Genomic DNA, 22,149 nt, shown 5'->3' with positions numbered 1-22,149 from the left:
TCTGGTCCACCCGAAGCTCACCTCATGCGACGTCCGGCTCCACGGCGGGGGCCGGCCCCGGGTTTCTTCAGGTTGCCCCCGAGGATCGTCCCGGCGAAGAACTGCTTCTCCCACCTCTCGTTCTGCTTCCGGTCGTAGGCCTCCTGGGCCTTCTGCTGGTCGGCGTTGAGGTACTGGGTCCAGTAGGCCACACCGAGCGACAGGACGTCGATGCGGTCGTCGTGCTTCAGGGCCCCGCGCTGGGCGGTCAGGTGGGTCAGCTGGTAGAGGCCGCGCCGGACCAGCTCGGGGTGCGCCAGGTCGCGCTCGACGACCTTGGAGTCCATGACCAGGCGGTGCTGGGCTAGGACCGGTTCGAGGACGCCGAGCATTCGGAGTTCCTTCTGGCCGGACGAGCGGACCTCCTCGATCGCGCACGGGTGGACCCGGGCGAGCACGGGCTCCAGCAGGCGGCAGAACATGCCGTCGCCGAAGTTGCTCTCGACCACGATCTTGTTCACGCCCTCGTCCGCCGCGATCTTCGACAGGGCCTGGAGGGTCGCCTCGGAGTAGCCCTCGGTGAAGCCACCCCACTGCCGGACGTAAATCTGACCGTGGAGGAACTTGGTGACGACGTACCCAGTCTCGTCCTTGCCCCGGCCGCTGGGGTCGATGTGCATGACGGAGCCGGAGTAATCCACCCAGTCGGGCGAGACGAACATCGGCTTGCAGAACCGGTCGCCGTCGAAGCCCACGTTCACGAGGTCAGGGAGCACCTGCTCGCGACCGCCGGCCCACGCCAGGCGCACCGGGGCGATCTTGGGGTGGACGTCCATGACCACGAGGTCGCGGGTCTTGAGCGGGAACTTGTTCGCGTCCGACAGGGACGTGTCGAGCATGTACTGGAGAAGGAACGGGGCTTGGCGGTACTCGACCTCCCGCTCCATCAGCTGCATCTCGGTGAATCGCTCGGGGTCCGTGGGCTTGCCGCCGAGCGACGAGGCGCTGGGCTTGCACAGCTCGGGGTCCGCCTCGATGTCCGCCAGCAGCATGGGGGCCAGGTGGCCGAGGTAGGCCGCGATCTTCGAGGCCAGCGGGTAGCGGGCCGGCCAGATGCGGACGCCGTAGCCTTTCTCAGGCAGGCGGCGGTAGATGGACTCCTGGGACTGCGGGGTGCCGAGGTAGATGATCTCGGCTTCCTCGGTGGTCTTCAGGATCGCGGTGTACTCGCCGGTCTTGGCCTCCAGCTTCTCCCGCATGGTCTCGGTCTCGGAGTTCTTCGGGACCTCGACGTCGTCGGAGATGAGGATGTCGGCGCGCGAGCCCGTGAGCTGACCGGTGATGCCCACGGCTTTCACCGAGGGCGACTTGTCGGGGGTCTCAACTTCACCGCCGACGTCGAACGCCATGGCGCTGGAGCGCTGGCCGATCCGGGGGCGAAGCTCGGCCCACATGGGGTCGGCCTCGATGATCAGCTTGATGAAGGTGGCGATCTCGGTGGCGAAGGTCTCGTTCGCCGAGACGATCATGATCTTGAGCTGGGGGTTCTTCCACAGCCGCCAGACCACGTAGGCGGCGGTCAGGAAGGTCTTGCCGATCCCCCGGAAGGCCTGGATGAACCGGCGGCGGGGGCCCGTGGCAAGGTAGAGGGCAATGTCGAGCTGGATGCGGGTCGGCTTCGGGAGCGACAGCACGCGGGTCCAGACGTACCAGACGAACTTCAGGAAGTCGGCCTGGAGGATTTCCTTGGAGGACAGCATGGGCAGGGCCGTCCCGCCCCCGTGGCCTGGGGGTTGACCAGGGTGTTCACGGGTGCCGGCTGGGGCAGTAGCCGGCGGGCGGTCGGAGGCCTGATCTCTCGGACTAGGTGGGGAGGCCGTAGAGGGCCTGGTGGTCGCCCCGGATCACGACGGCGCACACGGCGCGGGCGTCGCGCAGGGCGGCGGTGTTCCGGCCCGGGATGACCTCGGGGAACGGGGCGCGGGTGGCGACCAGGGTGTCCTTGTGAAACAGGTAGTCGCCCCGGGCCCGGAGCTGGACGTTCACGCCCTGCTTGTAGGGGAGCCACATGGCGTCGCTCGCGGCGAAGTCGCTGCCGGCAAACCAGTCGGCCAGGGCCGTGGCCAGCTCGGCCTCGTTGATCCGGCGCAGAGGCTGCGGCGCAGGGGTCGTTGCTCGGGCGTCCGAGGGGGACGCCGAGGTCTCGGCTAGGTGCATGAGGGGTCCGTGGAGAATAGGGAAAGTCCCCGGGCAGCGAGGCCCGGGGAGGGGATCAGGCAAAGTCGATCGTGCCGACGATGTCCCCGGCGGCGGCCAGGGTGGCACCGGCAGCGTCGGTGGTGATCGCGAAGGCGAGGCCTGAGGTCACCGCCGAGCCGCTCGTGTTCTCCCAGGTCTTCACCTGGCCGGCGGCGAAGGGGATCGTCCGCACCGGGGTATCGGTGCCGGGAATGCCCGCCGAGGTCTTGGCGTAAATCTGGAGGAAGCGGAGCGCGGCCGTCGTGTTCATCAAGTCGTAGGCGTAGAGCTGCCCAGCGGAAGTCTTGATGGACCCCGAGGCGGTCTGGATGCGGGCCGCAGAAGTGCCGCCGGTTGTCTTGGTGGCGACGGTCACGCCGCCGATTACGTTCGTGCCGGCCGGCAAGGCCTGCAAATTGAGTACGGAGACCGCCGGGACGTCAGTAAGGAACAGCGCGGAATTGACCGTTCCCGACGAGTATGAGGCCAGGCGCGCACGGATGCGCTTGGCGATGGCGGGGAAGGCCACGACGAGGTTCGCGCTCGTCGATGTGACGGCAGCGGCTCCCGCCGTGTCGGCGCGGTAGCCAGCGATCGAGAACCAGACGGCCCCGTCGATCGAGGCCTCGAAGGCCACCGAGCCGCCCCACGTACCCGTGAGCTGGGCCAGGAGGGTCTGAACGCCCGTCAGGTCCACGTCGAACAGGATCGCATTCGAGGATGCGGCAGGAGTTCCGGTGATGCCGGAGGCGAAAACTATGGGCTGGCCGCTCTCGGGATCGAAGAGGGCGACCGCCTCGAACCCGCCGGTCGGGGACCGGGCGGGGCGGGGGGCTTGGGTTTGCAAAATGCTCCTATCAGTGGCGGGGACGGGTCAGCTCGGCTTCGAGGTCGATGTCTTGAAGGGTCGCGGCCAGGGCGTCCACTCGGGGCGCGGCCTGGGGCGTGTCCACGCCGTTTTGGGCGAGGAACTTCATGACCTTGTCGAGGAGCTGCGGGTTGATGGGGGTGTTCTCGGTCTTGGAGGCGAGCATGGCCGCCTCCAGTTCGTCTTTCAGCGCGCCGGCCAGGAGCCCGTGGAGGGCGTCGAGGGCGGCTTCAGAGGCGCGTCCGGTCACTTCAGGATGCTCCCGAGGAATGCGGTGAAGACCGCGCCCACGGCGGACGCGGCGATGGAGGCCAGGCCGACGGCCAGCCAGCGGAACCGCTCCAGCGCCGAGAGGCGCTTGTCGTGATCCTCGTGGGTGACCTCGTGCTTCTCGAAACGGCGATCGGTCGCCTCCCGGTGCTGGCCGAAGGACTCGACCAGGGCTGTGAGCTTTCCGTCGATCTGCCCCAGCAGGAGGAAGGTCGATTGGTCAGGCCCGTCCATTAGGCGGTCCCTGCCCGGGCTTGGAGCTGGCTGATCGCCTCGGCCACCGTGGACTCCAGGCTGACACCCGGCGAGCCTTGCGGCGGCGAGTAGGCGGCCTGCTCCAGGGCGCTAAAGGCCTTGAGGGTGTTGGCCAGGGGTTCGGCCGCCAAGCGAGCGCGGGCGGCCTCGGCATCGAGCCGGGCGGCAGCCACGGCCGAGCGGTAGGCCACCAAGGCGGCCAGCAGTTCTTCTTCGGGGTTCATGGGCTCTCTTAGGAGACGGTCCCCTCTTCGGAGACTTGGAGGTAGTAGGTGACGACGGGGGAGTAGCTGACGGTCCCGAGCGCGTCGGTTACCTTGCAGCGGATCGAGCCCGTCATGGTCCCGCCTAAGCGGGGGAAGTTGTATCGGACGCCGGTGGACGCCGTGGCGGCGCTGGTGATGATCCCCGCGCCGTCGAGCAACTCCCACTGGTAGGTGAAGGGGGCGCGGCCGTTGGCGACCAGTGCGGCGACGACCTCAGTTGCGACCGTCTGGGCGCTGCCGTTGGGGATGCCGTAGCCGCTGATGTAGTCGCGATCCACGGACACGGTCGGCGCGACATAGGCCGCGAAGGCCTGCCGCCAGGAGCCGCCCGAGCGAACCCAGATGTTCTGGACGGGTCGCCAAGCGCCCGAGACGCGGACGGAGGGGGCCGTAACGGTGCGCCACGAGCCCCCGGTCTTGATGGTCAGGGTCACGAGTATTGGAACCATACGTCCCCGTCCGCGCCGCCCGAGGGTGCTGCGGTCGAGTAGGTGACGGACGAGTTGGCGTATGCGCCATCGGCATGGCGGAACACCCGGCCGCCCTGGGAGGTCATTCCGGCGTCGGCCTGGACGAAGCCGCTCGTGTAGATGCTCTTGCCCCCGTAGGAGCGCATCCACGTGCTGTCGCTCATGTGCCAGCCGCCGCCGAAGCTGTTCCAGTAGATGCCGTTGGAGCCGGTCACCCTGATCCAACCCGGCGTGACGATCTCTCCGTTCGCGTAGAGCGTCCCCGCCACATCGAGGCGGCCCCCGACCACGACCCCACCCGCGCCCGTGCCGTCGAGCGTGACCGCGCCAGAGGCGAGGTTCACGTAGAGCGGGCGGTGGCTGTCGAAGCTGGTCGAAGACGTGGCGTTCTTCAGGATGTAGAACTGGGTGCCGTCCTGATAGAAGCCCGCCATCGTGTTGCCGATGACGGCGGTGAACTGGCCGGTGCCTCCGGTCCCGAAGGCGCGGACGTTGGAGTTGACCGACAGGTCGCCGTTCGGAGACAGGGACAGGACATTGCTGTCGCTGCTGTTTCTCCAGTGGTGGTAACCAGCGGTCTTCCAGAGGCTGTCGCCGTTGGCACCGAACCAAAAGCGGTTCCGACCGTCGTCGCTGTTCTGCCATGCCCCGGTCGGGATTTGCCCGTCGAGCCATAGCTGCTTGCGCACGTCGCCCATGGACCACCCGCCAACGCTCCACCGGTTGAGGTGGTCGAGGCCGAAGTGGGCCGCGAACTGGCCGGGGCGGTGAAAGGAGATTGCGGCGCTGTCGCCGGTCCCACCCATCGCGCGGACCCCGAGTGTGCTGATGTAGGTGTTGAAGGGCGCTGCGTTCTGCCAGACGTTCCCGGCGACCGTGACGAACTCCTTGACCCCCTGCGTCAGCAGTTGGCCGGTGTTCGACGTCATGGGCGCGAGGTTGCCGTTGGTCCACGGCGTGTAGCCGCCGAGGGACATTGAACCGGTCACCGTCAGGTTGCCCGAGACTTGCGCCCCTGCCGTCAGGTGGGCGAAGACGCCCATGTTCAGGTTCGTCTTGTCGTAGGCCCAGATGCTGACGCCGCTGGATGAGTAGAGCCCAACCGCAGTGCCGTTGCCGTAAAAGTAGACGTTTCGGTCGCCCATCTTCCACGTAATGGTCTGCTCCGTGGTCGGCCCGGCGTTGAACAGGATGCCGCCGGTGGCCATCGTGAGGCCGTTCATCGTCGAGGACGACCCGAAGGCCGCTCCCGCGTTGAAGGTGCCCAGCCCGTTAAAGAACATCGGCTGGTAGGCGGTGATCCTCGTCGGCTCCAACAGCAAGTTCGTAACCGCGCCTGCTTGGGTCTGGAGGTAGAGGCTGCCGGTCGAGTAACCACGCACGGCCACGTTAGAGTAGTCGCCGTAAAGGCCCGTCGCGACGTTCTGGCCGACCGAGAGGCCGCCGGGGAACGCCGCATTGACGTTGAACTGCGCGCCGCTGGCGGCAAGGCCCACAAGTTGACTCCAGACGACGGTTTCGCCTGCCACCTGACCTGCGCCGCTGGCCTTGGAGCCGACGTAGAGGTTGATGGTGTTGTCGTGCAGGCCAATGCGCGATGCACCCCGGCTGCCCTGGTAGGAGTGGCCGGTGCCTGACGTAGCGTTCTGCCGAATGTGCGTAGCGCCAGCGACAAGGTTTAGGAGGCCGTCGCCGACCGCGCTGTCGAAGCCGAGGGCGGCCTGCTGCCACACCCCTTGGCCCGCGCCGCCAACGCCAGTGGTGACCAGCAGGCGTGCGTCGATGGCGGCCTGAAGGCCTGTGACGTCGGCGATGACGTGGGTGTGCGCCGTGGGGGCGAAGGCGGCCGGCTTATTGGACAGCGTGCTCCAGTCGGAGGCGTACGTCGCGGGCTTGTTTGCCAGTGTGCTCCAGTCGGACGCGAAGGTGGAGGGCTTGCCCGAGAGGGCGGCCCAGGTGAACCCGGCGGTCGTCACGTAGGAGCCCGAAGCCTGCTTGCCGTCGAGGGCGGCCTGGAGGCCGGTGACGTCTGCGATGGCGTGAGCATGAGCGGCGGGGGTGAAGGTCGCGGGCTTGCCGCCGAGGTTGGCCCAGGTGAAGGCCGCGGTGCCCACGAAGTTGGCCGGGTTGAAGGTTGCGGCCAGGGCAGCGCTCGTAGCTGCGGCCTGGGCGCTGCCGGCGGCCGAGGCTTTGGCGGCCTGCGCGTCCGTGTTCGCCTGGACTGCGGTGTCGCGGGCCGCCGCGAGGGCGGCGGCGGCGGCATCTGCGGCCTCCATGTAGACCTTAGCGTTGGCCTCGGCATTTGCGGCGCGGTCGCGGTACTGGATCGAGAGATCGCGGGCAGCCTGGGCGGCCGTAAGCGCGGCCTGGGTCAGGACGCGGGATTGGTCGGCGGCGTCGCGGTAGGCAAGGGCGAAGTCGCGGGCGGCTTCGGCGGCCAACTGGGCGGCGACGGCGGATGCCCCGGGGCCCGAGACCGTTGAGGCGAGCGAGGCCGGACAGGCCACCAGCGAGGTCGCCCCCTGGCCGTTGGTCAGGGGGAACCTGCCGTCGCCTTGAGGGCCTCCCGTCGCAGAGCCGGCGAGCCAGTCGCGAAACTCGGCTTCGCGCTGGTTCCACAGGCCAACGAGGGTGGTGATCTGTTGGGCCAGCTGGGCGTTCGAGAGGCTCACCCCGGGTTACTCGGCGTCTACGGTCTCGGCGGCCTTCTGGGCCTGGGCCGCCTGGGCAATCTCGCCGGCCAGGGCCTGGCCAAGACGCACCCCTTCGAGGGCGGCACGGACAACCTTGCGGCGCTCGCGGGCGACCTCCAGTTGGTCAGCCAGGTTGGCGACAACGACGGCCAGCTCGGCGTCTTCGCGCAGGAGGCTTTCAGCGGACTGGGCGGCGGTGGGCTGGTTCATTCGAGGGTCTCTTCGATGTGAAAGGCGGAGGGCGGCGTCCAGTCGGGAATGGGCGTGAGCGCCCCCTCCACGACTTGAAGGCCGGCGGTGTTGGTGTCTTTGGGGACTTCCAAGGCGCTCTCGCCGGCTTGAAGCTGGATCGGGAGGAGCGCGGGGAGGCAGACGACGACACGGAGGATTTCCCCGGTCGCCGTCCCGTAGATGACGTAGGTCTTCACTTACTTCTTCATGACTCGGGCGCGGATGATCCCGTTCCAGAGGGTGCAGTCGATCCCGCCGTTGATCAGGCGCGTGCCTGTGATCAGGATCGAGTAGACGTTGGTTCCAGCATCCGGTGTCGCGTCCGTGAAGGTCAGCGACATGGGCACGCGGTCGTTGCCGTCGAAGCCCGAGGTGGACTGGGCGTCGGTCACGGCGATGCCGTTGCGGAGCAGCTGAAAGGTGATCCCCGAGCGGGTCGAGGGGTAGCCGACGTCCACTTGGAACTGGATGTCCACCGTCTGGCCGGCTTCGGCCGGAACGGCGAGCGGCAACACCGTGGAGTTTTGGACGGGGCGGCTGATTTGGGTTCCCGCGCCCATCGCGGCCTGGATCGGCGCGCTGATGGCGGAGTCGGCGATGGCCGGCGTGGTCACAGCGCCGTTGACGATGTGCCAGCCCTGGATCGTGTTCGCGAACAGGTTGCCGACCACGAGGTTCGGCGCGCGGACAACGCCGCCGCTGATCTCGAAGGGGACTATGGGGGAGCCGCCATTGGGGTCCACGACAGCGAACCGGTCCGCCGCGATGGTGAAGGAGCCCGTGGTTCCATCGTTGTTCGCGACCCAGCCAGTGATGTGGCCGTTGACGTTGAGGGCCACGCTGTAGCGGGCGCTTAGGCCGGCCTGGACCTGCTGGAGCGACGTGATGGAAGACGTCTGCTGCCCGACGGTAGCGGTTAGCGTGTCCATGCGTTGGGACAGCGCACTGTCGCCCGATGCACGCGTCTGCTGCTCGGTGACCATGGCGGCCTCGGAGCTGCCGATGCGGACGTCCAGGCCCGACAGGCGGGTCGCCAGGGCCAGGCCGCTGCTGAGACGCACCGTGTTTTCGTTCAGGTTCCAGGCCTGGCCGTCGGCGCTCTTGGCCCCGAGAAGCGAGAACTGGGTGGCGAACACGCCGTCCTGCCCTGCTCGGACGGTCGCCTCATTCTGGACAGCAGCGCTCAGCTCGCCCCGGATCGCGGCGGCGAGCTGGGAGCGGGCGGTAGCCTCGGCGGAAACGGCGGTGGCGCGGGCGTTGGTCTCTGCGACCAGGCCCGCCTCTACGTCACCCACGCGAGTGCCCATCGTGTCGATCCGCTGGCCCAGGGCGGTGTCAGCCGTGGTGCGGTTCGTGATCTCGGTTTGGGCGACCGATAGGGCGTTGGCCGTCGCCGAGGACATGCTGGTGAGACGGGACGAGAGGCTCTCGGTCGAAGACACGAGGGTCTTGTTCAGATCGAGCACAAAGGCCGTGCCCGCACCATTCTTGGCGCCCAGCAGCGCCAGGGTAGACGTGAGGACGCCCTCGGCCGTTACCCGGGCGGTTTGCTCGGTGGTGAGGGCGGCTTCGGCATTGCTCACCCGCGTGGTCAGCAGGCCCCGGGCGGTAGCTTCGGCGCTGACTGCGGTTACCCGGGCGTTGGTCTCCGCGAGCACCTGGGCGTCGGCGTAGGTCTTGCCGTCGGCGAACCGTTGGGCGACCAGGGCGTCAACCCGAGTGGCCTCGGCGGAAGCGGCGGTCGTGCGCGCAACGCGCTCGGCGGTGACCTGGGCGTCTGCATAGGACTGCGCCTGGCCACGGGAGGTGGCGATCAGCCCCTCGATCCGGGTGGCCTCGGAGCCGGCCGCCGATACACGGGCGGTTTCCTCGGCGATGATCCGCGCGCGGTTGTCCGCGTCGGCCGCCGAAAGTGCGGCTAGGCGGCTGGCCAGCGTTTCCGTCGGCGAAGCCCGGACGGTGTCGAGGTTCAGGATGAAGGAGAGGCCGTCGCCGCTCTTGGCCCCAAGTAGCGACAGGATGTTGCCGAGGGCGGTGTCACCCTGCACCCGTTGGTTGGCTTCGTTCTGAATGACCGTGGCGATGCCCTGGCCGTTGCCGAAGTCGATCAGCCCGTCCACGACGCCGGTAAGAGCGTCGAGATCGATGCGGATGCCCTCGGCGCGGGCCGTCAGGGAGGCTCCGACGCTGTCAGCGTGGGCGATGGCGGCATCCCGCTGGGACGTGTCTAGGGCCTGGCGGAGGATGGCCTCGGCGTTGAGGTCGATGTCGGAGATGCGCTGGCGGAATTCGGCCAGCAGCGTGTTCTCCAAGGCGAGCTTCGTCAGCTCGTCCATGATCTCGGACGGATCGGTGACGACGCCGAGGTTGTCGCCGAGGCGGACCTGGGCTTCCGTCAGAGCGCCGTTGTAGAGGTCCGTCAGCTCTTGCTGAACGTACAGCACTTGCCGGACGGCGGTGTTCAGCTCCAGCTCGGTGAGTACCGCGCCGTTCTGAAAGGTAACTAGGGCTTGGTCGAGTGGCGTCTTGCGGCGCAGCACCACGGCAGCACCGGCCGTCGCCGGGTAGACCAGTCGCAACCGCGAGCTGGACACCCAGTCGAACGGGGCCGGTGCGCCGCTGACCGTGACCTCCACGTGGGAGGCGTCGAGGAAGGGGATGTTGAAATCAAAATCCCGCTGCCCTGCCGCCGCCACGTAGGTGGCACGGGTCGCGTAGCTCATTCTTGGGAGAGGGCTTCTTTCCTAAAGCGCTGGACGGCTGCGGGCAGCTCGTCGGGGGTCGTGCCCCTCTGTTCGAGGAGGCGGATGTGGCTCTGAACCTTCACCTCCTGGGCGAGGCCTTTGTCCTCCTGTTGGAGGCGGGTCTTCGCCACGTCGGCGTACATCTCGCGGGTGTCGCGGATGGCCTCGACACGCTGGTAGTCACTCATGGTCCGCCACCGGGGGTTCGCCATGTGCGCCCGCAAGCGGCCGTCGAGCGTGAGTCCGCCGAGGCGGACTTCCTCGCCCATCAGCGCCTTTAGACGCTCCGAGTGCTTGGCGGTCAGCTGCACCCCGGCGATGGCGCGGGTGTCCCTCGGAGCCTCGAAGTTGAGGCGCGAGACCTCGGCGATCAGCTGGTCGTCGGCATCCTCGCCGCGCCGGAAGCCGGCGGTGCGATTGAACTCGACGACTTTGCCGAGGAGTGGGTCGCGTCGAACGGGCAGGGCGGCGGACAGGCCTACCCACGAGGCGCGGTACTTCTCGGCCAGGGTCTTGGCCTCGCGGATCGCGTCGGCGTCGCCCTGGGCGGCGTACTTCTGGAAGCCGCCAGCCGGGACCATGCGCTGCATGAGTCCGTTGAAGAATTGCTCGCGGCTGTAGTCGCCAGTCTTGGGGTCGGCCATGGCCGAGAAGTTCTGCAACGACTTTAGCCACGACTTCGACAGGACGCTGCTGGTGACAGCGTGCATCACCGCGTAGGTGTACTTCTCCAGTGCGCCTTTGGTGTGCTCCTTGTCTTCATCCTCGAAGCGCTGCTCCCATTCGTACAGGTCCGCGCCAAGGCCAAGCGGGATCGCCAGCGGGTCGATACGGCCGAATTCCCAGTGGTTCCCGCCGGGAAGGCGGATGGAGTACTGGGGACGCCCAAGGCGGGACGAGGACGTCGGGCCGCCGTCGTAGCCGACGACGTCGCCCTTGGCGGCGCGAGTGTACCCCTCGACGATCAGCATGGTGCCGAGCGTCATCCGGGCGATCATCTCGGCCGCCTCGGGACCACCGGCCGCGATGGTCTCGCGGGCTTCCCTGAAGAACAGACCGGCCGGGGTGAATTCCATCGCGGCGGACTCGATGATCCGCAGCGGGGTCTTCACGAACGGCACGATGATGCCGCCGGGGTCCATCTGGTTCAGGGCCCGGGAGGCCCCCTGGGCGACGCCGGTCTTCAGGTCGTCTTGGAAGAGGATGCGCCGTGCGTCGGCCTCGGCGACGGACTCGATGTTGGTCCGGTCCAGGGCCTCCTGGGCGAGCAGCTTGATCTTCCCGGCGTCCTGTTGGCCTGCGGCGACGAGCTGCTCCAGGCGGGTCAGCGTGTCGTCGGAGGCCTCGGACACCAGCTGCTTGGCCTGACGCTCGGCGAACGACGCCAAGTCCGTACCGGACTTGCCCAACTGGAGGCCCTGTAGGGTCGCCTGCCGGACAGCCTCGGCGTACCGCGAGGCGTCGAACACGGTTTGCCCGATCAGCTCGTCCGGCACGTCGATGGCTAGGACGCGAGCGCTCCGGCTGATCGCGCCGAACGTGTTGAAGGCCAGGCCCGTGAGGGACCGGAGGCCCGCCGTAAGGAAGGCCGCGCCGTGGTTGTCGCTGGCGTTCCAGGCGTCCACCGTGGTGGGCGCGATGTGCCAGAGGCGTTCGCGGGTAGCATCGGCGCGCTCGAACTTCGGACGGAGGTCGCCGAGGGTGGCTTCCTTGCCCAGCTTGTCGGCCTCCCAGACCGGGATTTTGCCGAACTGCCTTTCTACCCAGGAGGAGGCCTGGGTGAGCTTGGCGCTGGCGACGTTGGTCCCCAGGCCCTCGGTCGCGGCCCTGACCTCGGCGATGGACTCGCGGGCCAGGTACTGGGTTGAGCGGACGGTGCCGTGCCACAGGGAGGGCAGGAGGGAGCCGAGGTAGGCCCGGTTCGACGCGGCGGCGGCGACCCATTCCGGCGAGCGGAAGAGAGCGGCACCGAGGTGGGATGTCGAGGCCGCGATGATGTCGGACGTGATCATCCCCGCCCCGCCCAGGATGTTGAACGTGAAGGTGGCCGGCGAGAACAGGTTGGCCGACGTCTCGCGGAACACGCGGAGCTTGCCCACGATGCCGGAGTACTTGGTCGCGTCGCGGACGACGCGGGCCAGGTCACCGCGCTGCTTCAGGATCTGCTGGAGCAGCTTCGCGCGAGCGGCCGGGGTTTTGGCCTCGCCCAGGGCGGTCAGCCGGTCCTCGAAGGTCTTGCCGATCTTCGCGGTGGCGTCGGCCGGGTCTTTGCCCAGGACGCTCTTGATGCGGGAGATCTTGGCGAGACCCTGTCGAGACTCGACGATCGTCTGGAGAGACCGAAGTCCCCGGCCCATGTTTGACGCCGAGCCCCGGAAGGCGGCCTGAAGAACCGAGACGGTCTCCAGCTGCTTCAGGAACGCGATGTACTCAGGCGAGCCGGCGTCGGCGACGCGGGGTACGGCCTTTTCGGCCAGAACCACCAGCTTCTCCGCCTCACCGCCGATCAGGCCGGCGGCTGCGTTGGCGTACACATCCAGGTTCTTCGTCTTGTCGGCGAAGGTCTTGGAGATCGTCTTGATGTCCGACCCGAGGAACCGGGCGAGGACCGCAGTGGTCTCCGCCGTGCGGGGCTTGGAGCCGAGCTGGAGGGACATGGGCTCCGCCGCCGTGGCGATGCGGGCGACCCAATCGTGCAGGGCCTCCATGGCCTCGGCCGCGTTCGGGTGCTTGGCCAGGAACTTGCCGAAGTCGAGGCGGGCGGGGTTGACCCCCATCCGCTCCAGCATCGTGAAGCCACGGCCGGCGGCCTGGTCCTCAGCGAGCTGGCGCAACTCCACCTCCGTCATCCCCCGCACCTTGGCGTCCACGTCGAGGTGGACCCGCTCGAACTCGTCGAGCACGTCGGGGGCGGCGGACTGGGGCCGCTCGAACAGTTCGCCCTGGGTGCCGGCGGGGGCGTCCTGGGGAACCGAGGGGCCCTCGGGCTTAGCCACGGAAGGCGGCGGCTCGGCACCTTCGGCCAGGGTCTTGGCCCCGCCCGCAGCGTCGTCTTCGACGGCCTCGCGGATGGCGGCGGTGTTGACGTCCGGTTTCACTTCGGCGGCCCCTTCCAGGGCCTCCAGCTCGGCCTTCTGGACCTTCACCTTCCGCAGGGCACCGATCATGGTCCCGAGGGCTTTGAAGGCCCCATCGGCCGCGACGCCGACGACGCCATCGGCCGCCATGTTCTTGAGGCGGGCCTCGAACTCAGAGTCGTCCTGCTCCACCGACAGCGCGCCGACGAGATCGTCAACGTGAAGCATCTTGGAGATGGCCGCCTTCTCGATCCCGAAGTGCTCCGCCACGTTGGCCAGGTTGCCTTCGAGCGGGTCCGTCTTCTGGTAGGCGGCGACGGCCGACGCCAGGATCGGGCGGGACCAGGCCGCGACGTAACCCCAGCCCGCCATGCCCTCGGTCGCGACCATCATGGGCACGAAGTTGGCGGCGAACTCGGAGATGTCGCGGGTGATCTTAGCCCCGGTGCGCTCGGGTTCCTTGAAGAGGGTCGTCTTCATAAAGGCCCGGGCACCGTCGCGGTCGCTCTTGTAGGACTCGAAGCTCTCCGAGGCATTCACGAAGCGGTACTTGCCGTCGGCGTCGATGGTCGCGCCCCCAGGCAGGTGGATGCCAAGGGTGCTGTGAAGCGTGCGGTCGAGGCGAGCGCTGATGCTGTGGTCGAAGGTCTGCACCGTGTCCATCAGGCCGAAGATGCCGTCGGCCACACCCCCGGCCACACCCCGCCAGCCGTAGTCGACAGCCCTGGAAGGGCGGTCGGGCTTCTGGGCCGGCGGTCGGTAGGGCTCGGGGGTGCGGTTGGAGAGCACGGGCGTGCCTGGGGCCGGCTTCGGGGCGCGGAACTGGGCTTCGAGGCTCAGCTCGGGGTCGTCCGCCAAGGCGGCGTCGAGGTCGGTCAACAGGTCAGCCATGCGGCTCCTACTTCTTCTTCTGATCGGAGATGGTGGGGCTCATGTCGCGGGCGCGGGCTTCGGCCACGCGGGCGTCCACGAACGACTTCTGGAAGCCGCCAGCGGTCAGGCCGGCACGGAGCGCTTCGGCCGGCGAGGAGCCAGTCCGCAGGGCGCGGTAGAACGACAGCTGCGCGGCCTGAGACTGCTCGGCGAGCTGGGCGGCGGAGGGCCGGCCTGGCTGACCTGCGTAGGCGTTGCTCTGGGCGTAGATGTCCTTGAGCGTGTACTCGTAGTCCTGGGCCCCCACGCGGCTGACCACGCTCGCGTCACCCGGCATCTGGCCGATCTCCTCGGTCAGGGTGCGGAAGGTGTCGCCGTTGATCTTGCGGTCGCCGTAGAGCTTGGCAGCGGCGCGTTGAGCTTGAGCGGGGGACGCCCCCTTGGAGTAGAGCCCCACGAGAACGTCGTTGGCCGCCTTTACCGAGGCGCGGGCGGCGCGGGCCTCGGCCCGGTCGATCAGGGCTAGGCGGCGGTCCTCTTGGCCTTGTGCCCAGCTGATGTCTTGGCGACGCTGCGCGATCTTCTGGCGCTCCTCGTCGTCCCGGTGCTCCTGCACCCTGAAGAGGTCTTGCGCGTCCTGCGGCCGGATCGCGCCGGAGTCGATCTGCTGCTGGACGAAGGCCGGGGTGATCTTGAAGCCCTGCTGCACCTTGACCGCCATCGTGCCGAGCGTTGCGGCGGAGCGGTCGGCGGCGGCCTTCTCGTTCTTGGCGTCCACGATGCGCTTGAGGGTGAGCGCCTGGTCGCGGAGGGAGTTCTCCTCGGCGGTGCTCCAAGTGCGGGAGCCGTCGGCCTTGCGACTGTCGGCGGCCTTCAGGAGGAGGTCAGGGTTGTCCGTTTGGATCGCTGTGTTCACCAGGGCCGGGAGCAACTCGCGCTTGGCGGCGACCGGGTCGATCCCTAATTCCCCGGCGCGGGCGATCCCCGCCTCGATCGAGATCAGGCCTTTCTTCGCGTCGAGCGCCACCATGTCGGCGACGCCAGCCAGGCCCTTGGTTTGGACCTGCTGGGCGATGACCTGCTGGGCCTCGGCGTGGAGCCCGAGCCGAACCTCGCCGAGCGCCTGGTAGAGCGCGGTGTTGGCCTCGGGTGTCCCGTAGTCCTTCGCGGTCTTGCCGTCAGCCTCGAACAGGGCGGGTTTGAAGACCTCGTCCAGGGCGGCGTTCACGTCGTCGAGGTCGTGCTCGCCGTCGGCCATGAGGGCCTGGATGCGGAGCTTCGCCTTCGCTTCGAGATCCGACGCGGTGCGGCGGGCGGCCGACGTGGCGATGACCTGGGCGTAGGCCTCGGATTTCTTCGCAGCCTCGGCGTTGATCTTGCCGGTGGCTTCGTCGGCCACGGCCTGCTGAGCCTGGGCCTTTTCCTTCTCGAAGTGCTGTTGCTGCGTCAGGTCCGCCACGGCGGCGACCCCGTCGGTCACCATGCCCAGGGCGCGGCGGACTTCGTCCACGTCGTTGCCCCGATAGGCGCTGCGCATGTCGGCGCGGACCTGGGGGGCCGCCATGTCCGTGATCCGCGAGCGCGGCAGGACGGTGTCGGTGTTCTTGGTTAGGCGCTCGGCCGCCGTGCGGCGGGTCGGCGCACGGGCGAGATCGGCCACGGCTTATCCTATTTGGAGGTTGCGGCCGAAGCGGCCTTCTTGCTCGCGCCCTTTCGGGCAATCTCCAGGCTCGTCCCGGCGGAGTAGCCTTGGAGACCTGCGCTCGCGAGCCGGAGGCCCGCGCCGAGCAGGGTTGGGGATTGAACCCGCGAGTACATCGAGTTGGCCTCGGCGACGGCGGCGCGTTGCTGTGTCTCGGCGTTCATCTGGGTGCGCTCGCCGGCCAGCTGCTGCTGGGTCACGCTGTCGAGGAGTAGCGCCTCGATCGAGCCCGAGCCGAGCTGGACGCCTGACTCGCCGGCTGCGACCTTGATGCGGGCCTGCTCACGCCGGGCGGCGCGGGCGCGTTCGTTCAGCTCTGCGCTCTCGGCCGATTTGATCTCGGCCTCGCTGTTCGCGAGCTGGTCGGCGATGGCGGCGTTCTGGGCCTTGGCGGCCTTGACCTCGCTGATCACGGAGGCCGCAGTCGTGGCGACCGAGACCACCGTCATCGCGATCGTGACGGGGTCACACATGCGGATCGTACCTTGCGAAGGTGAAAAAGAGGCGGCCTTCACGGCCGTGCTTTGGGTGCGCCTCAAGCAGCCGGAAGCCGGACCAGCGGAGCCAGTTCATGGACTTGTCGTTGCGGGCGTCGATGTAGTTCCAGAGGCACGGATAGGTCCGGTGCATCTGGCGGAGATAGGGGCGGGTCGCCCGGGCGATGGTCATCGCGGCGCGCCGTTCGTCCATCTCAGGGGTGCCCATCATCCAGACCAGGCCGGAGCCCTCGCAGCCGGTCGCGGCGCAGCCGAAGACGGCGATGGGGCGGGTTCCCTTCAGGATCACCCAGGCGTGGTCGGAGAGCATGACGCTCGTGGTCAGCGAGACCTCGGGGTCGAGGTCGTGAGTGGCGGCGATCTCGTCCAAGTCGGACGGCCGCAGACGCCCCGCCAAGTCGGACACCCAGGCAACTGATTGCTCGGGGCCGACCTGGCGGAGGTCAACGAAGGTGATCATAGGGTGGCGCGGTTCCAGTAGAAGGCCTCCCACTCGGCCGCCAAGAAGGTCGAGCCGACGTGGGTGTCGTTGCTGATGGTGACGGTGGCCTGGGCCGCGTCGCCGTAGACCTGAAAGCTGTACTTGCCGGTGTGGAGCACGGGCTTGTTCAGTACGAGGTCGGAGGCCCCGACGATCTTTCCGGTGAAGTCCGCGACCTTGGCCGGGATCACCTCGCCAACCGTAGACTCCAGGCCGTAGGGGGCGACCTCCGTTCGGAAGAAGCCCGTCTCGCGGTAGCTGATGGTCCACGTGCGGAGCTGGAGGCGACCGGTGGTCACCGCCGTGCCGTCACCCTTGCGGGGGTACTGCTGGCTGAACCGGAAGCGGAACGTGTAGCGCCGGCCGGCGAGCACAGCTCCGGCGGTCTGGTTGCCCGGCACCTGAAGGATCGTGTTGCCGACCCAGGTGTACGATGCCGGGTCTATCAGGGAGAGCACGCGGTCGGCGAAGGCGGAGCCCCGGACAAGCTGGAAGTTCGCCGTGTCGGCCGCGTAGGGCAGATTGAACTGCGTCCTGTCGTTCTGCTGGATGTAGACCCCGGTCAGCGCCAGGCGGCGGTCGAGGTGAACCTCGCTCGGGGCGGCGGCCGGACGGGCTCCCGCCTGGAGGTTCAGGCGTTCGAGGTAGACCCCGTCGCCTCGGTCGATCAGCAGGTAGAGGTAGCCACCGAGGTACGCGCCGGAGAGGACCCGCGAGCCGGACCCGAGGTCCCACACGTGCCAGGCCGACTGCGCCTTCTCGGCGTCGCCGATCCAGTAGAACTGGTAGACGAACACCTTGTTGGGCGCGCCGTCGGTCAGGACGAAAAGGGCCTTGCGGTCGCCTGCTGGGATCAGGCGGTGGACACCGGCCGGCAGGTAGTTGGGTACATGGCCGGTCACGTCGGAAGCCGAGGTGGCCTCGCCTCCGGTGATGCGGGAGTACTCTTGGATCGTGGCCCAGCCACTGGCTTCGGTCGCGAAGTAGACCTCCGAGCCAATGGCGGCCATGCCGGCGCGGACGTTGACCTCATAATTCGTGGTCGGACGAATGGCGATCGAGGTGGCTGAAATGCCGGCCTCGCCGTTGGTCATCGAGAACTGCGTCTGGTCGGACGTCAGCATGATGCCGTCGGCAAAGGGCACGGCGTCGTACAGGATCGACACCTTGGTGGACGTCGCGGCCACGTCTTTGACGTCGCTGTCGAGGTAGTCCAGCACGGTCATGCGCCAGAAGTTGCCGAAGTCTCCGGCCACGGACAGAACCGCGTTCTCGTCGTAGATGAAGGCGAGGCAGTTCTGGTAGAAGAACACCTTGCGAATGGTCCGGCCTACGAACCCGGGCAGCGGGTTGTTCGTCTCGTCGCCTACACGGCGAGGGGCCCAGGAGAACGGGGCGAACACGAAGGAGCCGTCGAGCTGGCGAACCAGCGCATGGGGCATCGTGGCCGAGTCGAGCGCGTTGATCAGGCCCGGCTTCACCGTCTCGTCCCAGACTGCTCCGGTACGGCGGACGTAGTACGAGACGAAGCTCGTGGTCTCGTCGCCAACCACCCGGTAGACCGCGCCCTCTGCCGCCGTCGTCGGCAGCTTGTCGAACCGCTGGACCTCACCGGTCAGCGTCCCGCCCGAGGGGTTCACGACGTACTGGTAGGCCTTGCCCGGTCCATACGGATTGTTGAGACCGTCGGTGCCGGACGCCCGGTTGATCCAGAGGTAGTACGAGGGATCGGCGGCCTGGTCGGCGAGAGCCGGGGCCGTCTTGCAGACCATCTTGCGGTTCACGACGAAGGTGTAGTCGGCCACCGTGGTCATCGCGAGGTCTTGGGCGTAGTCGCTGACGCCGCCGAGGTAGGCCCAGCCGCCCGGGGCGCTGACGTTCTTCTCGTTGCCGGCCAGGTCAAAGACCCGGAGGCGGCCGTCGGCGGCCACGACGATGTACCGCTCGGTGGTGTCGCGGTTGATCTCGTGGACCAGGGCCCGGTCGGGGGCGGTGGTCAGAAGTTTGGCCACGTGCTCGGTCGGCGGGCGCTTGCCCAGGCCGGTGGCCAGGGAGGCCCAGCCGTTTTCTTGCAGCTCCAGCTGGTCCTTCGAGCGCACGAGCGCGGACTGCTGGCTCACCCCGTTGTACAGCGAGGGGAGCGTGTCGGTGTAGAGGCTCAGGGGAAGGTCCGACCCGAGCGCCCACTACGGTTGGTGTAGCGGCGCATGGCGGGGTTTTGGCGGAAGAGGTTCTTGTCAGACGACGCCATCTCGTCGCGGATCAGCAGGGCCCAGGCGCGCTGCTCGTCCTCGGCGTTGAAGCCGTCCAGCTCGTTGGAGCCGAGGATGCGCTTCTGGAAACGACGGGCGGCTGAGATGGCGATGTAGTTCCGGGCGGTCTCGGGCAGGTCCTCGAAGCCGAAGCCCCAGGTGACCCGGAAGTAGACCGGGGCGGAGAAGGCCCAGGTGTGGACGGCGGTGTCCCACATGGCCAGCTGGCCGCTGGGATGCCGGCGCTGGACTAGGCGGAGGTTGCGGTCCTCGGGGCCGATCTTCAGCACGCCGGCCGGAACCAGCAGGTAGCCGTTGATGTCGGGGGTGAGCGGGTAACCGGCGTCGGTGTTGAAGGCGAAGCCGTGCAGCTGGACGTAACGCACGACCTTGCGGAGTTCGGAGAGGGCGATGTTGACGTCGCCGATGCCGACGAGGGCGTTGACCGGGGCTTGGCCGATGGCCATCAACATCTCGTTGACTGCCTCCAGCTCCGTGAAGGGAGTCGTGATGGACATGGGGAAAGCTCAGGATGAGTGAGGAGGAAACGGCGGAGGATGACGGCGCTGCTGCTGTCGAGCGGCTGGCCGACGCTCAACGAGAGCGAGCTGACGCAGCCGCGATTGCCTGGTTCAAAGTTTGGACGCTGTCTCTCGCCGTAGGAAACGGGGCCGGCCTTCTGGCTTTGGGGTCGGCCCTCAAAGACGCGAAGGGTGCCCTGTGGTTCGCGCTTCTGCCGGCGATGTGGCTGTTCATGGTGGGTCTACTGGCCGCCGGAGCCGAGCCGTTCGCGCGAGCGCGCCTCCACACATTCGAACGCAGAAACTGGGGAAACCTCAGCCTTAGGATGGGCGGAGGCATCTTCGGGCCGGAGCCGAAGAAACAGTTGGCGGACCGGCGAGGCCTGAAGTTTTGGAGGACGGGAAGTGCGGCGTTGAATGCGGTCGCAGCAATCGCTTTTGCAGGCGGCATCACATGGGCGTTGGCGGCCATCACCTTCGGGTGGGGCTAAGGAAAAAATAGAGGGAGACCCCCAGTCGAAACTGAGGGCCTCCCCGGGGGTGGCTTAGGCCTTGGCCAGTTCCACGGCGCACTTGGTGCGCAGCGGATCGGTGCCGGCCATCTGGCGCGCCAGGATCAGCGTGCCCTGCTTTTCCGGCTGATCGACCACCTGGGTCGACAGGCCTTGGACCTCGGCGGTGGCCGCAGCCATCGGCGTCCAGACCAGACCCACGGTGTTCGTGAAGTCGGCGCGGTACTTCGCCGGGATCGCCGAGTTCGCCGTGTCGTTCACGCCGAAGGGCGTGATGTTCGACTTCAGGATGGTGATCTCGTCGATGGTGGTCAGGGCCATCTTGCGGATGTCGGCGGTGCCGCCGTTGACGTCGCGGTTCAGGTTCTTGTCCGATCGGGCGACCATGTACCACTGGGCCGGGGCCAGCAGGCCGTAGACCGGCATGGTGTCGATCGGGACGTCCTTGACGTCCATCGCCTGCTTGGCGTCCGAGAAGCCGTTGATCAGGGCCGAGGCGTCGGTCGCGTAGCTGGCCAGGGTCAGCTTCGAGCCGCCTTGGTCGCCCGTGAACAGGGGGCCGCCACGGGCCGCCTGGATGATCCGGCGCATGACGTTCTTGTCGTAGATTTTCGCCAGGACAGCGCCCAGCTCACCCGCGTAGGCGCCACGAACGTCGAAGTGGTTCAGCACCTCGTCGATGTCGGCGACGAAGACGCTGGAGACCAGCTTGTCGTCCGGCAGGATCGTGACTTCGGTGTGGGGGATTTGGTCGCCCAGGATTTCAGTGCCCGGGGTGTGGTAGCCGGCGGTGGCTTGCCAGATCGCAGGGAACTTGAAGCTCTTACCCTTCGACAGCGCCTTGACCATGTGCTTGTCGCGCATGGTGAGCTTCGAGGTGTAGGCAGTCAGCAGTTCGCCAGCGAACAGGTCGAGCATCAGCTCGCGGTCGCCACCGGTTCCGCCCTGCTTAGCGCCGGGACGGTTAGGAACGGAGTTGGTCAATCGGTTTCCGTTGAGAAGTGAGGAGTCGGGTTACGGGCCTCGGCTCCAGAGTCGCGCGCGTGGTCGGGGGTTGTCGGCGCACCGGCCCCCCGCGAGGATTGTTCTGGTATCGAGAGCCGGGCTTTCACCGGCCGCCCTCCGTGGCCACGGAGGTCACTCGTTCACGGCACGAGGGGCCGGCCCAGACGCGGGTCCGTCAGCGTTCAGCCGACGAGGGGTCTGGGTCTAAGAGAACCGCCCCGTGCTTTCGCGAGCGGGGCGGTCGGGTCAGAAGCCGCCGCCGAAGAATTGCGCACCGGTCACCATCGTGCCGGCCGCCTTCGAGCGCTGGATCTTCTCGGCGACGGCCTGGCGGAACGCCGGGTCGCGCTTGTATTGGTCGCTGCTCATGGCGGCGCTCATTTCTTCAGTCGAGCGGAAGACGTCGCCGGCAGCAGCCGGGGTCGGGCCCGGGTTGATCACCAGGCCCTCCGACGGGTTCGCGCCGTTGTACTTGCCGACCAGCCATTCGACGGCCGAGCGGGCAGTCTTCGGGTTGGCGACCGAGCTGTTGTAGAACTCCAGCTCGGCGTCGGTCAGCTTCTCGGCCGCCCAATTCTGGGCAGCGAGGAAGGTGTCCTTCCCACCGGCCGCCTCATGGGCTTCCATGCCTCGCAGGGTCTCGATGGCCTTCAGGCCCTCGAAGTAGAGCTGGAGGTTCGCCTCGGGCAGACCGATCTTCTTCGACAGGTCGGCCACGTCGGTGTCGGCCAGGGAGCCATCGGCGTACTTGGCGGCGACGGCTTCGATGGCCGCAACGGCCTCGGCAGCGGGATGTCGGCCCGACTCCGGGTCGGCTTCGGGACGCTTGATCTCGACCCCGGTCTGGTCGGCCGGCGGGGCGTCGGCAGCGGGCTCCTCTTTCGGAGCACCGAGCTTGGCTTCGAGCGCCGAGTAGCTCTTGGCCATGCCTTCGTAGTCCACCACGCCGGTCGTGGCGTTGTAGAACTTGGCCGGCACATGGTCCGGCTTAGCAGGCACCGCGGCCTTGCCCGGGTCGGCCAGGGCCGGCTCCGGCAGACCACCTTGGGCGGCGGCCTGTTGTTGGGCGACGTAGGCCGCCGGGTCAGCGCCAGGCGGCAGGGCCTCAGGCGGAAGCGACGGCGCTACTTGCGCAGTCTCGGTCATTCAGCGCCCGGGACGCTGGGGTCCACGTAGGTCGTCATGACCGCGCCAGACTCCAGAACCGAGGTGACC

Annotated in this window: 20 protein-coding genes; 1 reads left to right on the top strand and 19 read right to left on the bottom strand. The window is 67.8% G+C overall.

Features of this window, described 5'->3' with window-relative positions; genetic code table 11:
- Window positions 1-17: 17 nt before the first annotated feature.
- The 17 genes from terL to DMC18_RS00620 all read right to left on the bottom strand — a co-directional run bounded on the left by terL (window position 18) and on the right by DMC18_RS00620 (window position 19,414).
- Window positions 18-1,739: a phage terminase large subunit gene (terL, locus tag DMC18_RS00700; protein WP_158285817.1), complete on the bottom strand. Its 1,722-nt coding sequence runs from the start codon at window positions 1,737-1,739 to the stop codon at window positions 18-20.
- 103 nt (window positions 1,740-1,842) lie between these two features.
- Entirely contained in the window at window positions 1,843-2,196 is a 354-nt protein-coding gene (locus DMC18_RS00695; protein ID WP_110132612.1) for a hypothetical protein, read from the bottom strand.
- A 55-nt stretch (window positions 2,197-2,251) separates the two neighbouring features.
- A complete protein-coding gene (locus tag DMC18_RS00690; RefSeq protein ID WP_110122218.1) occupies window positions 2,252-3,064 on the bottom strand; it encodes a hypothetical protein in 813 nt (270 codons plus the stop codon).
- Between the two features lie 10 nt (window positions 3,065-3,074).
- Complete coding sequence (locus DMC18_RS00685) at window positions 3,075-3,335, bottom strand: hypothetical protein (RefSeq protein ID WP_110122219.1); 261 nt, start codon at window positions 3,333-3,335, stop codon at window positions 3,075-3,077.
- The gene (locus DMC18_RS00680; RefSeq protein WP_110122220.1) at window positions 3,332-3,589 is read right to left on the bottom strand and encodes a hypothetical protein; all 258 of its coding nucleotides are present in this window, start codon (window positions 3,587-3,589) and stop codon (window positions 3,332-3,334) included. Before DMC18_RS00680 ends, DMC18_RS00685 begins: the two co-directional genes overlap by 4 nt.
- Window positions 3,589-3,834, bottom strand: coding sequence for a hypothetical protein (locus tag DMC18_RS00675; RefSeq protein WP_110122221.1), 246 nt, complete (start codon window positions 3,832-3,834; stop codon window positions 3,589-3,591). The genes DMC18_RS00680 and DMC18_RS00675 overlap by 1 nt, the downstream gene beginning before the upstream one ends.
- Window positions 3,835-3,842: 8 nt before the next feature.
- Window positions 3,843-4,325 carry a hypothetical protein gene (locus tag DMC18_RS00670; RefSeq protein WP_146217931.1) on the bottom strand — a complete coding sequence of 161 codons (483 nt, stop codon included), beginning with the start codon at window positions 4,323-4,325 and terminating at the stop codon, window positions 3,843-3,845.
- Window positions 4,307-7,018 carry a hypothetical protein gene (locus DMC18_RS00665; protein WP_110132611.1) on the bottom strand — a complete coding sequence of 904 codons (2,712 nt, stop codon included), beginning with the start codon at window positions 7,016-7,018 and terminating at the stop codon, window positions 4,307-4,309. Before DMC18_RS00665 ends, DMC18_RS00670 begins: the two co-directional genes overlap by 19 nt.
- Before the next feature lie 6 nt (window positions 7,019-7,024).
- Window positions 7,025-7,249, bottom strand: a complete 225-nt coding sequence (locus tag DMC18_RS00660) for a hypothetical protein (protein WP_110118639.1) — start codon at window positions 7,247-7,249, stop codon at window positions 7,025-7,027.
- Entirely contained in the window at window positions 7,246-7,467 is a 222-nt protein-coding gene (locus tag DMC18_RS00655) for a hypothetical protein (protein ID WP_110118640.1), read from the bottom strand. Before DMC18_RS00655 ends, DMC18_RS00660 begins: the two co-directional genes overlap by 4 nt.
- The gene (locus tag DMC18_RS00650) at window positions 7,468-9,993 is read right to left on the bottom strand and encodes a phage tail fiber protein (protein ID WP_110118641.1); all 2,526 of its coding nucleotides are present in this window, start codon (window positions 9,991-9,993) and stop codon (window positions 7,468-7,470) included.
- A complete protein-coding gene (locus DMC18_RS00645; protein ID WP_110132610.1) occupies window positions 9,990-13,982 on the bottom strand; it encodes a hypothetical protein in 3,993 nt (1,330 codons plus the stop codon). Before DMC18_RS00645 ends, DMC18_RS00650 begins: the two co-directional genes overlap by 4 nt.
- A gap of 7 nt (window positions 13,983-13,989) precedes the next feature.
- A complete protein-coding gene (locus DMC18_RS00640; RefSeq protein ID WP_110118643.1) occupies window positions 13,990-15,624 on the bottom strand; it encodes a hypothetical protein in 1,635 nt (544 codons plus the stop codon).
- 8 nt (window positions 15,625-15,632) lie between these two features.
- Window positions 15,633-16,181, bottom strand: a complete 549-nt coding sequence (locus DMC18_RS00635) for a hypothetical protein (RefSeq protein ID WP_146217930.1) — start codon at window positions 16,179-16,181, stop codon at window positions 15,633-15,635.
- Window positions 16,132-16,623 carry a hypothetical protein gene (locus tag DMC18_RS00630; protein WP_110118645.1) on the bottom strand — a complete coding sequence of 164 codons (492 nt, stop codon included), beginning with the start codon at window positions 16,621-16,623 and terminating at the stop codon, window positions 16,132-16,134. The genes DMC18_RS00635 and DMC18_RS00630 overlap by 50 nt, the downstream gene beginning before the upstream one ends.
- On the bottom strand, window positions 16,620-18,743 hold the full coding sequence (locus DMC18_RS00625) for a hypothetical protein (RefSeq protein ID WP_233248021.1): 2,124 nt from the start codon (window positions 18,741-18,743) through the stop codon (window positions 16,620-16,622). The genes DMC18_RS00630 and DMC18_RS00625 overlap by 4 nt, the downstream gene beginning before the upstream one ends.
- Window positions 18,744-18,802: 59 nt before the next feature.
- Window positions 18,803-19,414, bottom strand: coding sequence for a hypothetical protein (locus DMC18_RS00620; protein ID WP_110118647.1), 612 nt, complete (start codon window positions 19,412-19,414; stop codon window positions 18,803-18,805).
- 14 nt (window positions 19,415-19,428) lie between these two features.
- Here DMC18_RS00620 and DMC18_RS00615 point away from each other — a divergent pair, with 14 nt between their 5' ends.
- The gene (locus tag DMC18_RS00615) at window positions 19,429-19,908 is read left to right on the top strand and encodes a hypothetical protein (RefSeq protein WP_110118648.1); all 480 of its coding nucleotides are present in this window, start codon (window positions 19,429-19,431) and stop codon (window positions 19,906-19,908) included.
- Window positions 19,909-19,962: 54 nt separating this feature from the next.
- Here DMC18_RS00615 and DMC18_RS00610 read toward each other — a convergent pair whose 3' ends face one another.
- Window positions 19,963-20,913 carry a hypothetical protein gene (locus DMC18_RS00610; protein WP_146217929.1) on the bottom strand — a complete coding sequence of 317 codons (951 nt, stop codon included), beginning with the start codon at window positions 20,911-20,913 and terminating at the stop codon, window positions 19,963-19,965.
- 267 nt (window positions 20,914-21,180) lie between these two features.
- The gene (locus DMC18_RS00605; protein ID WP_110118650.1) at window positions 21,181-22,080 is read right to left on the bottom strand and encodes a hypothetical protein; all 900 of its coding nucleotides are present in this window, start codon (window positions 22,078-22,080) and stop codon (window positions 21,181-21,183) included.
- Between the last annotated feature and the right edge of the window lie 69 nt (window positions 22,081-22,149).

Source organism: Caulobacter sp. D5, assembly GCF_003185805.1.
Lineage (GTDB): Bacteria > Pseudomonadota > Alphaproteobacteria > Caulobacterales > Caulobacteraceae > Caulobacter.
The sequence above is the reverse complement of the archived record's forward strand: the minus strand, read 5'-3'. Positions and strand labels throughout refer to the sequence as shown.

What these genes read in the sequence shown, in the direction of transcription:
- terL (WP_158285817.1), bottom strand. Translation starts at nt 1,739, where the DNA reads ATGCTGTCCTCCAAGGAAATCCTCCAGGCCGACTTCCTGAAGTTCGTC.
- DMC18_RS00650 (WP_110118641.1), bottom strand. Translation starts at nt 9,993, where the DNA reads ATGAGCTACGCGACCCGTGCCACCTACGTGGCGGCGGCAGGGCAGCGG.
- DMC18_RS00675 (WP_110122221.1), bottom strand. Translation starts at nt 3,834, where the DNA reads ATGAACCCCGAAGAAGAACTGCTGGCCGCCTTGGTGGCCTACCGCTCG.
- DMC18_RS00670 (WP_146217931.1), bottom strand. Translation starts at nt 4,325, where the DNA reads ATGGTTCCAATACTCGTGACCCTGACCATCAAGACCGGGGGCTCGTGG.
- DMC18_RS00660 (WP_110118639.1), bottom strand. Translation starts at nt 7,249, where the DNA reads ATGAACCAGCCCACCGCCGCCCAGTCCGCTGAAAGCCTCCTGCGCGAA.
- DMC18_RS00605 (WP_110118650.1), bottom strand. Translation starts at nt 22,080, where the DNA reads ATGACCGAGACTGCGCAAGTAGCGCCGTCGCTTCCGCCTGAGGCCCTG.
- DMC18_RS00620 (WP_110118647.1), bottom strand. Translation starts at nt 19,414, where the DNA reads ATGTCCATCACGACTCCCTTCACGGAGCTGGAGGCAGTCAACGAGATG.
- DMC18_RS00680 (WP_110122220.1), bottom strand. Translation starts at nt 3,589, where the DNA reads ATGGACGGGCCTGACCAATCGACCTTCCTCCTGCTGGGGCAGATCGAC.
- DMC18_RS00615 (WP_110118648.1), top strand. Translation starts at nt 19,429, where the DNA reads ATGAGTGAGGAGGAAACGGCGGAGGATGACGGCGCTGCTGCTGTCGAG.
- DMC18_RS00630 (WP_110118645.1), bottom strand. Translation starts at nt 16,623, where the DNA reads ATGATCACCTTCGTTGACCTCCGCCAGGTCGGCCCCGAGCAATCAGTT.
- DMC18_RS00645 (WP_110132610.1), bottom strand. Translation starts at nt 13,982, where the DNA reads ATGGCTGACCTGTTGACCGACCTCGACGCCGCCTTGGCGGACGACCCC.
- DMC18_RS00695 (WP_110132612.1), bottom strand. Translation starts at nt 2,196, where the DNA reads ATGCACCTAGCCGAGACCTCGGCGTCCCCCTCGGACGCCCGAGCAACG.